The sequence below is a fragment of the Streptococcus parasanguinis genome (assembly GCF_001578955.1).
GTDB classification, from domain to species: domain Bacteria; phylum Bacillota; class Bacilli; order Lactobacillales; family Streptococcaceae; genus Streptococcus; species Streptococcus parasanguinis_U.
In genome coordinates, this window is sequence record NZ_KQ969725.1 from 1 (window position 1) to 465 (window position 465).

A 465-nucleotide genomic window follows, 5' to 3' on the forward strand; every position below is an offset into this window, starting at 1 on the left:
GCCAAAGCGGTTCTTGACCGCTCTCAGGATCCGGAAGGTGTGGTGGCGTTCGCCCTCAAAGTAGAGCACCGTATCCACCATGTGTTCCAGCATCCGAGGACCCGCCAAGGTTCCTTCCTTGGTTACATGCCCCACGATAAAGATAGCAATGTTATTGGTCTTAGCCAGCTGCATGAGCTCAGCCGTCACCTCGCGTACCTGAGAGACCGACCCCTGCACCCCTGAAATCTCAGGAGACATGATCGTCTGAATAGAGTCAATGATCAGAAAATCAGGCTGGATGCGCTCTACTTCTGCCCGGACACTCTGCATATTGGTCTCGGCATAGAGGTAAAACTCGCTATCGATATCTCCCAATCGCTCTGCACGGAGTTTGATCTGCTGGGCCGACTCCTCTCCACTGACATAGAGAACCGTTCCTACTTGAGACAACTGGGTCGACACTTGGAGAAGCAGGGTCGATTT

General features: G+C 53.1%; 1 protein-coding gene. It reads right to left on the minus strand.

The window, feature by feature from the left end:
* A partial coding sequence (locus SPADD19_RS10970) for an AAA family ATPase (RefSeq protein ID WP_164905873.1) occupies positions 1-465 on the minus strand: 465 nt, incomplete at both ends.